The sequence below is a fragment of the Pseudonocardia lutea genome (assembly GCF_042658055.1).
In the GTDB taxonomy this organism is placed as follows: Bacteria; Actinomycetota; Actinomycetes; order Mycobacteriales; family Pseudonocardiaceae; genus Pseudonocardia; species Pseudonocardia lutea.
In genome coordinates, this window is record NZ_JBHSQK010000005.1 from 134,941 (window position 1) to 146,726 (window position 11,786).

Consider the following 11,786-nt stretch of genomic DNA (forward strand, 5'->3'; position numbering starts at 1 on the left):
TGCTACGACGCCGGCAGGAGCGGGCTGGGCAGAAGGGGACTGGGCTCGCCGGTCCACGAGACCCGCAGGCGCTCGCGGGCGCGGGTGGCGGCGACGAAGAGCAGGCACCGCTCCTGCTGGACGTCGAGCATGTGTCGTACCGGGTCCTCCTCGGCGGCAGTGATCGCGCCGGGGGAGGGGAGGCGGTCGGCGCCGACCGCGGCGATCGCGACGCAGCGGAACTCCAGCCCCTTCATGCCGTGCATCGTGCCGACCCGGACCGCGTCCGGGGCTGCGTCGCCCAGTGCGGTGGTCGGGACTCCGAGCCTGGTGAGCGTCGACCGCAGCGTGTCGACGAGCTTGTTCGTGCGAGCGACGACGGCCATGTCCGCCCAGGCCACCCCGTCCTCCCGCCACTGCTCCAGAGCCAGCGCGAGATCCTCGGCCTCGGCCGCAGCGGTGGTGTGGCCGACGACGTCGGGGACCTCACCCCGGAGCGCCGAGCGGTAGCCGTCGAGCGAGTCCAGCCCGTCGGACAGGTCGGCCACGGCGACGTCCGCCATCACGCCCAGGGACCAGCGCAGGATCTCGGCGCTCGTCCGGTAGTTGATCCGCAGGCGCGTCGAGCGGCCGGCCACGGTGATGCCGACCTGCTTGAGGCTCACGTGGTTGCCGTAGATCCGCTGGTGTGGGTCTCCGGTGAGGAAGAGGTCGTCCGGGCCGGTGGCCACGGCGGCGCGCAGCAACCGCCACTGGCTGGGGTGCAGGTCCTGGATCTCGTCCACGACGACGTGCCGGAAGGGCGGACGCTCGCGCGCGGCGACGAGGCGCGCGGCCTCGTCCGCAATGGTGTGCCAGGTCCAGAGTCCGTCGGCGCGCAGGCCGGTGGCGAACCGGTCGAGCACGGCCCACACCACGCGCTTCTGGGCCTTGGTGAGCCCGCGACCCCGCCCCCGACGCGGGGCCGCGAGATAGCTGGCCTCGTCGGTGACGGCGTTGGCGAGCACGACCTCCCGCCACTCGTCGAGCAGGAAGGCGGGGGTGAACTCGGACCCGGTGAGGCGACTGCGAAGTTGCTGCTCGGTCGCGATCGGGACCGAGCCGTGCTTCTCGCGCACCACCCCCAGCGCCCAGCGGTCCACGTTCAGCACCTCGACAGCTGCGCGCTCCGCCGGGTCGAGCAGCTGCGCGAGGTCCCGGTCGAGCGCGTCCGCGAGGCCGCGGGTGTAGGTGGTGAGCAGGACGGACTTCGGCGACAGCTCCTTCGTCCGCACCAGGTGCGCCACCCGGTGCAGCGCGACGACCGTCTTGCCGGTCCCCGGCCCGCCCGTCACCTGCGCGCTGCCCCAGTAGGTCGGCCGGTAGGCGACGGACTCCTGCGCGGGGTGCAGGAAGACCCGCCACATCGCCATCGGCTTGCTGAAGAGAGCGAGCAGCTCATCGGGCCCGTCCACGAGAGCGATCCGGCCGCGGGTGCGCTCGACGGCGGCGTCGAGGTCCTCGGGATCGATCGGCTCGTCCGGGATGCGGGGCGCGACGACGTCCGCCCACACGTCCTCGACGCTGTAGCCGGCGGCGAGAGCGCGCAGGACATCGGCCTGGTTCTCCGGGATCAGCTCGGCGATCGCGTCCAGCGCCGGCTCGTCCCGCAGCGTCCGCGCGGCGGCCAGCACCCGCGCGTCGATCCCGAGCCGGGTCAGGTCGGCGTCGCTCACGCCGGCGAAGAGCAGCTCGTCGGCGGGCTGCTGCCCGTGCTGGTCGGCGAGGGCGGCAAGCGCTTGGACGTCGCTGATCTCCAGCACGCCGGTGACCTCGTTGACCGACAGCGAGTGCGACTGTGCCCAGGTGATCGCGTCGTCGTGGGGGAGGACGTGCAGGAGCGTGTAACGGTCGCCCTTCACCGGCGCCGCCACCACTCCACGCCAGAACTTGTCGATGCGGATGGTGCGGACCTGCGGGTCCCGGGAGTTGGTGATCTTCTCCAGGTGCAGGCCGGCGTGGGTGTGCTCGCCGAAGAGCTCGAGCGCCTTGTCGGTGGCCTTCTGGACCTTCTTCTCCAGCCGGGCGTACTCGCTCAGGAACGAGACCCCCACCGCCAGCTGCGCCACGCCGTCTTCCCTTCGTCGACCGGTCCGATCATGCCCGGTCGCCGTACCCCTCCGACGGCGACCGGGCCGACCGGCTCACCGGAGCGAGACGAGCGCCCCGCCGGAGAACATCGAGTCGTGCAGCTCGATTGCAGCCGGCTGCAGCCCGACGGGCACGTCGAACACGATGGTGGCCTGCACCGTGTTGCCCGGGTTGATCTGGTTGAGGAAGCTCTCGCTGTCCGGCACGTACATCACGGCGCTGCCGCTGTCCGCGTCGAACTCCCGGCCCTGGGAGTCCAGCAGCTTCTGGTTCCCGCCGCTGAACATCGTGGACTCGGTGCCGACGTTGGTGACGGTGACGCGGACCAGCACGAACTCCCCCTGGGCCTGGGTGCTCCAGGCGCCCTTGCCGAGGGTCTTCACCCCGGGCTCGACCTTGGTGACGACGAACGCGAAGTCCCCGTCCCGCACCTCGGTACCGATCCCTGCCGCGGCCTGCGCCCCGCTGTCCGACGATGCCGACGTGGCCGAGCCGGCCGAGCTCGTCGAGGTGCCGGAGGCCACGGTCGGGCTGGCGGTGTCGGAGCCGCCGCCGAGCCGCGAGATCACCCCCAGCGCCACGATCACGCCGAGCACGATCAGCACGGTGCGGCCGCGCTTCTTCCGCTTCGGCGGAGCAGTCGGCGGGACCTGGCCGTAGGGCGGCGGGTACGGCCCGGGCTGGTAGGAGCCGGGCTGGTAGCCGGGGGGCGGGGTGCTCATGGGATCTCCTGACGACGGCGGGGGAGCAACGGTGCACACTGAAGCACACTGTGAACTCAGTTCACAACCGCCAAAACTGATGATGGCGGTGCCACGTGCGTGCTCTAGCGTGAACGTGATCAGAGGAGGCGGTTGTCGGTGACAGCAGCGACGCAGCCGGCGAAGGTGCGCGGCCGGGCCGGTGCAGCCCAGCGGGGCGAGCTCGTCGTGGGTGACCGCGTGCAGGTGCGCGGCCGGACCTGGGTGGTCGGCGCGGTCGACGCCGGGGAGCACACGACCTGCGTGACCCTGCAGAGCGTCGAGGACGGCGAGTACGGCCGGACCCTGGACGTGATCTGGGAGGTCGAGGTCGACCGCCGGATCCTGCCCGCCGGTTCGCTGCCCGAGATCACCGCCGAGGGCTTCGACGCGCCGACTCGGCTCGCCGCCTTTCTCGACGCCGTGCGCTGGTCCGCGGTCACCTCCGCCGAGACCCGCACCCTGCAGGCGCCGTTCCGCTCCGGCGTCGCGATCGAGGACTACCAGCTCGAGCCCGTGGCCCGCGCCGTCGGCGCACCGCGGGTGAACCTGCTCCTCGCCGACGACGTCGGACTCGGCAAGACGATCGAGGCCGGCCTGGTCGCGCAGGAACTGCTGCTGCGCAACCGCGCCCGCCGGATCATGATCGTCTGCCCGGCCGGGCTGACCGTGAAGTGGCGGGACGAGATGGCCGAGAAGTTCGGCCTCGACTTCACCGTGATCGACTCCGAGCGCTGCGCCCAGGTGAGGCGGGACTTCGGCAGCGGCGCGAACCCGTTCAACGTCTTCCCGCTGGCGATCGTCAGTCTGCCCTGGCTCCGTGGGCCGAAGGCACAGCGACTGCTGTCGGAGGTCCTCCCGCCGGACGGGCAACCCACCCTGCCGCGGACCTTCGACCTGCTGATCCTCGACGAGGCCCACCACGTGGCGCCCGCCGCGCCGAACCAGGTCTACGCCGTCGACTCGCAGCAGACCCGCCTGGTCCGCGGGCTGGCGCCGCACTTCACGCACCGGCTGTTCCTGTCCGCCACCCCGCACAACGGTTACCAGGCCTCCTTCACGGCGCTGCTGGAGATCCTCGACGACCAGCGCTTCGCCCGCGGCGTGGAGCCGGACCCGGACGCCGTGCGACAGGTCGTGGTGCGCCGGCTGAAGTCGGACATCGTGCGGGCGGACGGCAGCCCGCGATTCGTCCGGCGCCGGACCAGTCCCATCGCCGTCGACTACCCGGACGACGAGCGCGAGGTCCACCGCGTGCTCGCGGAGTTCACCGCGCTGCGCCGGGCCCGCGCGACGAAGCGCCGCGGCCGCAAGGCCGTCGACCTGGTGACCCTGCTGCTCAAGAAGCGGCTGTTCTCCAGCCCACGGGCCTTCGGCCGGACGTGCGAGGCGTACCTGGAGACCGTGCGCCGTAAGGCGGGACGGACCACACCGAACCAGGCGGATGAGGAGTTCCTCGACGAGTTCCTCGACCTCGACGACGAGCTGTACGACGACGAGGCCCTGCTCCAGGCCGAGGACGACGCCCTCGACCGCGCCATTCCGCTGCAGTCCGAGGAGCAGGACGGCACCGACCGGGAGATCGCCCTCCTCGAGGAGATGGCGCGCTGGGCCGACCGGCACGACGCCCAGGCGGACGCCAAGGCCACCGAGCTGATCCGCTACCTGGAGGCGGTCTGCAAGCCGGACCGCCACTGGACGAACGAGCGCGTGGTGGTGTTCACCGAGTACCGGGACACCCAGATCTGGCTCGCGGACCTGCTGCGCCAGCGCGGGATGGACGCCCCGCACGTCGCGCTCCTGCACGGCGGGGTGCACGGCGACGACCGGGAGCAGCTGCGGCTGGCCTTCCAGGCGGACCCGACCGAACACCCGGTGCGGATCCTGCTCGCCACGGACGCCGCCAGCGAGGGCATCGACCTGCAGCGGCACTGCCACCGTCTGGTCAACTACGACATCCCCTTCAACCCGAACCGGCTCGAGCAGCGCATCGGCCGCGTCGACCGCTACGGCCAGGAACACGAGCCCGACATCCGGCACTTCGTCGGCACCGGCTGGAAGACCGCGGCGGACACCTTCGAGAACGACCTGGAGTTCCTCGCCCGCGTCGCGAGCAAGGTCGTGACCATGAAGGCGGACCTCGGCTCGGTCAACGCCGTGCTGGCGGACGCGGTGCAGCGCCGGATGGTCGGCGAGCACGTCGCCATCGACGTCGAGGCCGCGGACTCGGGCCCCGGCCCGGAACTGCCCGTGGACAAGGACGTCCGGCGGCAGGTGAAGGCGTTGCAGGACACCGTTTCCGCCACCGTCGAAGCGCTGGGCATCACGCCCGCCGCTGTGCACCGCGTGGTGTCGACGGCGCTGGACCTTGCCCGCCAGCAGCCGCTGCGGCCATTCGAGGACGAGCGTTCGCTGGCCGACGGGCTCTGGACCGTGCCGCCGCTGACCAGCTCCTGGGAGCGGGCGGCCGCCGGTCTCACCGAGAAGCTGGAGCGCAAGGACCAGACGCCGCGCCAGCGTCCGGTCACCTTCGACCCGGCGGTGGCCGCGGGCCGGGACGACGTGGTGCTCGCCCACCTCAACCACCCGCTCGTCGCCATGTCCACGCGGCTGCTCCGCGCGGCGGTGTCCAACCCGGAGATCGAGCTGCACCGGGTCGCCGCCGTGGTGTCGGACGACCCACGGCTGGAGGACGTGCTCGTCGGCGCCTACTCCCGATTCGTACTCGTGGGCGCTGACGGCATCCGGCTGCACGAGGAGGTCCTGCACTCCGGCGGCTGGTCGCCGGAGCAGGGCCGCTTCCGACGCTGGGACAACGTCGGCGAGTTCGGCGCGCTGCTCTCCCGCGCCCTGGCCGACGGCACGCCCGCGGCTCCGCACGTGCGGCAGCGGCTCGCCGAGCGTTGGCCGCGGATCCGGGAGGGCCTGGTCGCCGCGGTCGACGCGCGGGCGAAGACCCGCCAGGCCTCGCTGGAGCGCGTGCTGGGCGAGCGACGGGACGAGGAGCAGCGCCGGATCGTCGAGCGCCTCGACCACTTCGCCGACACCCTGCGCGGTGCCCTGCAGGTCGACGAGGAGACGGCCCAGCAGGAGCTGTTCTCCAAGGTCGAGGCGGCGAAGACGAAGGACGAGCTCGCCCAGTACAAGAAGGACCGGCGGTCGTGGGCGGACAAGCTCGCCGGCATCGAGCTGCAGAAGAAGCGCGAGTTGGAGGTCATCGCCGACCGGTACGCGGAGCCCACTCCGCACGTGTTCCCGGTCGCGGTGGTGTTCGTGGTGCCCAGGCGGGAGGCCGTTCGATGAGTGCAGCACGCAGGCCGGGCCCGCCGCCCGTCGATCCGGTGAAGCACCACCGGGACTGGCTGGCCCTGGTCGAGGTCACCGGGCCCTTCCTCTCGCTGCCGGTCCTGCGGGAGGTCTGGCCGACGCTCGACGCGCTCGATCGCGAGCAGCGCGAGGACCTGCGCCGCGCCCACGGGCGCTGGCGCGCGGACACGGAGGCCGGGCAGGAGGAGTGGATCTCCTTCGTCCTGCGCGACCTCCTGGACTGGCGCACCGAGCTGGTCCAGTCCGATCTGGGCGCCCTGGCGGTCGAGAAGCCGGAGCACGACGCCACGATCGAGCCGTCCTTCGTGCTCGTCGAGCCGGGTTCGCACCCGGCAACGGACGGCGCCGGGCCCGAGGACGGGTCCGGCCCCGAGCCGGTGGACGTCCGGCTGTTCGGCATGATCTGCCCGCCCGGGTCCCAGCCGACGGCGCGCATCCCCGACTCGACGTGGGCAGCCACCCCGGTCGACCGGCTCGCGCAGCTCTGCCGCCACCACGGCGTGGAGCTCGGCCTGGTCACGGACGGCCGCTGGTGGGTGCTCGTCCGCGCACCGAAGGGCGGCGTGACCTCCCATGTGGTGTTCGACGCCGTGGGTTGGGGGGACGCGGCGGACCGGGACGTCGTTCGCGCCTTCCTGTCCTTCCTGCGCCGCACCCGCTTCTTCGGTGTGCCGGAGGCCGAGCGACTGCCCGCGCTGCTGAAGCGCAGCGAGGACAGCCAGGAGGACCTGACCGACGCCCTCGGCGTGCAGGTCCGGCAGGCCGTGGAGCTGCTGGTCACGGCCATCGGGCGAGCAGATGTCCTGTCCGGCGGCCAGGGCCTCGCCAAGGTCACCGCGCACGACGTCTACCGCGGCGCCGTCTCGGTGATGATGCGGATCGTGTTCCTCCTCTTCGCCGAGGAACGCAAGCTCCTGCCCAGCGACAACGAGCTCTACGCCCAGGCCTACTCCGCGAGCCGGCTCGGCGCGGAGCTGGAGCAGCGTGCCCTCGAAGGGTCCGAGGACGAGCTGGAGAACTCCACCGCCGCCTGGCACCGGCTCCTCGCCCTGTTCCGCGCGGTGCACGACGGCGTGGACCACCCGCGCCTGCAGATGACCGCCCACGACGGCTCGCTCTTCGACCCGGACGAGTACCTCTGGATGCCGAAGTCCATCGACGACCGCACGGTCCTGCACATGCTGCGCGCCGTGCAGTACGTCGAGGTCGGCAAGGGCCGCAACAAGGAGCGGCGCACCCTGTCCTTCCGGCAGCTGGACGTGGAGCAGATCGGCTACGTCTACGAGGGCCTGCTGTCCTTCGAGGGTTTCCGGGCGGACGACGTCGTGGTCGGGCTGATCGGCAAGCCCGGACTGGAGGAGGAGGTCAAGCTCTCCGAGCTGGAGAAGATCCCCGCCGCGGAATTGGCCGCGACCCTCGCGGACAAGTACAAGTCCTCCGGCATCGGCTCGGTGAAGGCACTCACCACCAAGCTCGCGCCGCTCGCCGCGGACGCCCGCGAGGAGGCCCGGAAGAAGCTGCTCGCGGTCACCAACCGGGACTACGAGCTGGCCGAGCGCCTGCTGCCCTTCCACGGAATCATCCGCACCGACCTGCGGGACCTCCCGGTGGTGATCCTGCCGGGGGCGCTGTACGTCACGGAGTCCGCGCTGCGCAAGAACACCGGCACCCACTACACACCCCGGTCCTTGGCCGAGGAGGTGGTGGAGCACGCCCTGGAGCCACTGCTCTACCACGTGGGTCCGCTGCAGACCGCGGACAAGACACAGTGGACGCACAAGAGCAGCGCCGAGATCCTGGAGCTGAAGGTCGCGGACATCGCGATGGGCTCCGCGGCGTTCCTCGTGGCGGCCGCTCGATATCTCGGCGAGGCGCTGGTCAGCGCGTGGGCGCGGGAGGGGAAGATCTCGCGGCCCTTGTCCGACGACACGCGTCCGCTCGACGCCGACGAGGACCCGATCGTGGTCGAGGCCCGCCGCCAGATCATCGAGCACTGCCTCTACGGCGTGGACATCAACCCGATGGCCGTGGAGATGGCGAAGCTGTCGCTGTGGCTCGTGTCCATGGACGCCAAGCGCCCCTTCACCTTCCTGGACGACCGCCTGATCGCCGGCGACTCCCTGCTCGGCGTGACGTCGGTGGAGCAGATCGAGTACCTGCACCTGGATCCGAAGAAGGCGCGGGAGATGCGGGAGGGCATGCTGCCCTTCACCGACGACGTGCGGAGCGTCGTCGCGGCCGCCGCCGAGGCCCGGAAGAAGATCAGCGAGATCGAGCTGGGCGACGATCCTGTTGGAGCGCTGGACCTGAAGCGCTCCCTGCTCAACGAAGCAGAGATGCAGACCAGCCGCCTGGAGCGCTTTGCAGACCTGACGGTGGGGCATGCGCTGGCCGGGTCGCGGAAGATCGTCGGCTCGCGGAATCCGCGAGTGAGGGAGGCGCAGGGCGAGGAGCAGAGGGAAACCAAGGAGTCGCTGTACGAGCGATCGGTGATCTTAGCCAGTCACGTCGCCGCAGGAGAAGAGCGGGAGGCGCGACAGGTCGCGGCGGAGTGGCTGGCGACGGACCAGCCCGCCGAAGCGCGAGCCGCGGGGCTGTCACGAGTGCCCGTGCATTGGCCTCTGAGATTCCCCGAGGTATTCGAGCGTGGCGGCTTCGACGCAGTGATCGGCAATCCGCCGTTCCTGGGCGGCCAGAAACTCACCAGCTCGCTCGGTGCGGCGTTTCGCGAGTACATGGTCGAGTCGATCGGCCGCGGAGCGCGGGGCAGTGCCGACCTGGTGGCCTACTTCCTACTCCGGGCTCACGATTTGCTGGCGGCGAACCGCGGGCAGGCTGGACTAATCGCTACGAACACCCTGGCGCAGGGTGACACACGAGAAATCGGACTGGATCAGGTCCTCGCGAGCGACACCACAATCCGGCGGGCGATTAAAAGCGAACCGTGGCCCTCGAAGAGCGCTGTGCTTGAATATTGTGCAGTTTGGACAAGTCTGCCGCGGCCTACTGACTCTGTTCCTCGGTTGGTTGATGGCCTATCAGTCACAGAAATTTCCTCCTCGCTTGAAGCTGCTGCGCGCGTGACGGGAACTCCAAAGCGCCTGGCTGCGAACTCAAAGATTGCGTTCCAGGGGTCTAATGTTCTGGGCCTCGGTTTCACCCTTCTTCCCGAGGAGGCTCGGCGCCTAATTGCGGCTGATTCAAGTAATCGACATGTGCTCTTCCCATTCTTAAATGGACAGGACCTCAATTCCAGTCCTTCCGGAAGCGCCAGTCGCTGGGTGATCAACTTTCGCGACTGGTCGGAGTCTGAGGCTCAGCGCTTTCCGGATTGCTACAGGCAAGTTCGCGAACTTGTCAAGCCGGAAAGGGCTTTGAATAACGATCGCCGCCGTCGAGAGTTCTGGTGGCAGTTCACCCGCCCAGCGCTGGATCTGTACGAGGCAATCTCGGATCTGCCCAGGGTGATTGCTCTGACCCTTGTCAGTAAGGTCGGGATCCCGCTGATGGTCAACACGAAACAGGTATTTTCGCATAAGCTCGCTGTATTTGCTTCCGATAGGCCCGAGCTACTTGCCGTCCTCTCCTCGGATTTGCACAACTGGTGGGCTAGGGCATGGGGATCGACCTTAGAGAGCCGCCTAAACTACTCGCCTTCGGATGTGTTTGAGACTTTCCCGCTCCCTACGTCGACTCAGGAGATGCGGGAGTTGGGCGAGAGACTCGACTCTTTCCGCCGCGACGTGATGCTGGCGCGGCAGACGGGCCTTACCAAGACCTACAACCTTGTTTTTGACCCCTCCGTCCACGAGGAGGACATCGTGGAACTCCGCCGCATCCACAAGGCGATCGACGAGGCGACTGTCCGCGCCTACGGCTGGGATGACTTGCTCGACAAGCTCGACCACGGCTTCCACCCCGCCGGCCGCGACCTCCGCTACACCATCGGACCCGCGGCGCAGCGGGAGATCCTGGACAGGCTGCTGGAGCTCAACCACGAGCGGTATGCCGAAGAAGTACGGCTCGGGCTGCACGACAAGAAGAAGGGCGCGAAGAAGCCCAAGGCGCAGCCCGGTACCGGCGAGGGGCTGTTCTGATGCTCGCGTCAGACCGGGACCGCGGCGGGCGTGCGGCGCCGGCGCGGTCTTCGCGTCCGGTCGATCCAGCTGGGCGGGATGAACTCCGGCAGGCCGTGCACCATGCGCACTTCCCAGTGCGTGTGATGAATGAGCCGGTGGTGTTCCGAGCACAACATCACGAGATTGCCCAGCTCGGTCGGCCCGCCGTGCTGCCACTCCACGACATGGTGGACCTCGCACCACGAGGGTTGGCGGTCGCAGCCCGGGAAGGCGCAGCCGCCGTCCCGCACCGTGACCGCGCGCCGCAGGCCGTCCGGCACGGTGCGGGAGATCCGGCCGACGTCCAGCGGGATCCCGGTGCTGGACAGCACCATCGGGACCACCGCGGCGTCGCACGCCAGCTGTCGCAACGAGGCCGCGGTGAGCGCGCCGCCGAACTCCAGCGAGGCGGCCGCGGCGCGGCGCTCCAGGTCCTCCAGCCGCACGGTGACCACGAGCTGGGGGCGACGGCCGCCGGTCTCGGGGAGCCGACCGCGCGAGAGCACCTGTGCGCAGGCGTCGGCGAGGGCTTCGGCCTGGCGCTGGGGGACCGGGCGCTCGTCGTCCGCATCGCGTGGAGCGGCGCCGGCGTCGATCACCGCGGCGATGGCGGCGAACAGGGCCGCGTCGTCGTAGCGGCCGGTGATCTTGCCGCCGGGCTTGGTCCGGAAGCGGGAGAGGCGCAGCTCGTTGGTCTGGGTCGGGGGCGAGTCCTCCGGCTCGGCGCCGTCCTGGTCCAGCAGCTCGACCAGCTCCATACCCCAGCCGTGGAGCTGGGTGGGGGTGAAGGCGGCGCACTGCGCGGCGAGCTGGGCCTCGGCCCCCGCCCAGGTCTCGGGATCGAGCCGCTGCGCGGGGCTGCTGTTCAGCACGCGGGCGATGACCTCGACATGGCGCAGGCTCGCGGCGCCGTCGGCGAACACCATCGCGGTGGTGGGCATGCGGGCCGGCAGTTCCTCGCCGCTCAGGCCGATCGTGGGGCACACGGACTCCGCGGCGACCACGCGGCGCCGGGACTCGAACCGCTCCCACCCGAGCAGGTCCGACAGGGCAGCGGCGGGGGAGCGGTAGCCGCGCTCGGCGAAGGTGCCCGGGCGCTGCAGGTCCGCCGTGGCGTCGACCATGAAGCGGTCGAGGGCTCGGCGGGTCTCCTCGGCGAGAACGAGCAGGGCCACCAGGTCGTCTACTTCGGCCCCCGGCCCGCCGGCCGCACGCAGCCCCGCGAGCGCCTCGCGGAGCTGCTCACACGCCGCGTCGACCGGGGTCGGGGACATGCCTCGATTCTACTCGAACACATGGTCGAATCGAGGCCGATCGTCGCAGGTCAGTGGCCGTTCGACGCCCCCGCGAAGCCTGCTCCACCGCTGCTCCGAACGGGTGGCGTAGCCGCTCGTCGCACTTCGCTCACCGCTCCCCACGATCATGAAGGCCGCGTTGCGCCTGCGGAGACCGCGCGGCAGCGCGATGTGGCCCGGTGCTGCGTCGACGGGTC

At 70.4% G+C, this 11,786-nt stretch carries 5 protein-coding genes; 2 read left to right on the forward strand and 3 right to left on the reverse strand.

Going from position 1 to position 11,786, the window contains the following annotated elements:
• Positions 1-2 precede the first annotated feature (2 nt).
• Positions 3-2,087 carry a UvrD-helicase domain-containing protein gene (locus ACFQH9_RS01945; RefSeq protein ID WP_379563511.1) on the reverse strand — a complete coding sequence of 695 codons (2,085 nt, stop codon included), beginning with the start codon at positions 2,085-2,087 and terminating at the stop codon, positions 3-5.
• 75 nt (positions 2,088-2,162) lie between these two features.
• Positions 2,163-2,831 carry a DUF4352 domain-containing protein gene (locus ACFQH9_RS01950; protein WP_379563513.1) on the reverse strand — a complete coding sequence of 223 codons (669 nt, stop codon included), beginning with the start codon at positions 2,829-2,831 and terminating at the stop codon, positions 2,163-2,165.
• Between the two features lie 138 nt (positions 2,832-2,969).
• On the opposite strand from ACFQH9_RS01950, the gene drmD reads away from it, so the two are divergent.
• Positions 2,970-6,152: a DISARM system SNF2-like helicase DrmD gene (gene drmD, locus ACFQH9_RS01955; RefSeq protein ID WP_379563515.1), complete on the forward strand. Its 3,183-nt coding sequence runs from the start codon at positions 2,970-2,972 to the stop codon at positions 6,150-6,152.
• The gene (locus tag ACFQH9_RS01960; protein WP_379563517.1) at positions 6,149-10,273 is read left to right on the forward strand and encodes an Eco57I restriction-modification methylase domain-containing protein; all 4,125 of its coding nucleotides are present in this window, start codon (positions 6,149-6,151) and stop codon (positions 10,271-10,273) included. The genes drmD and ACFQH9_RS01960 overlap by 4 nt, the downstream gene beginning before the upstream one ends.
• Before the next feature lie 8 nt (positions 10,274-10,281).
• On the opposite strand, the gene ACFQH9_RS01965 is transcribed toward ACFQH9_RS01960, so the two are convergent.
• Positions 10,282-11,568 (reverse strand): HNH endonuclease signature motif containing protein, encoded by a 1,287-nt coding sequence (locus ACFQH9_RS01965; RefSeq protein ID WP_379563519.1) that lies wholly within the window; start codon positions 11,566-11,568, stop codon positions 10,282-10,284.
• Positions 11,569-11,786 lie beyond the last annotated feature (218 nt).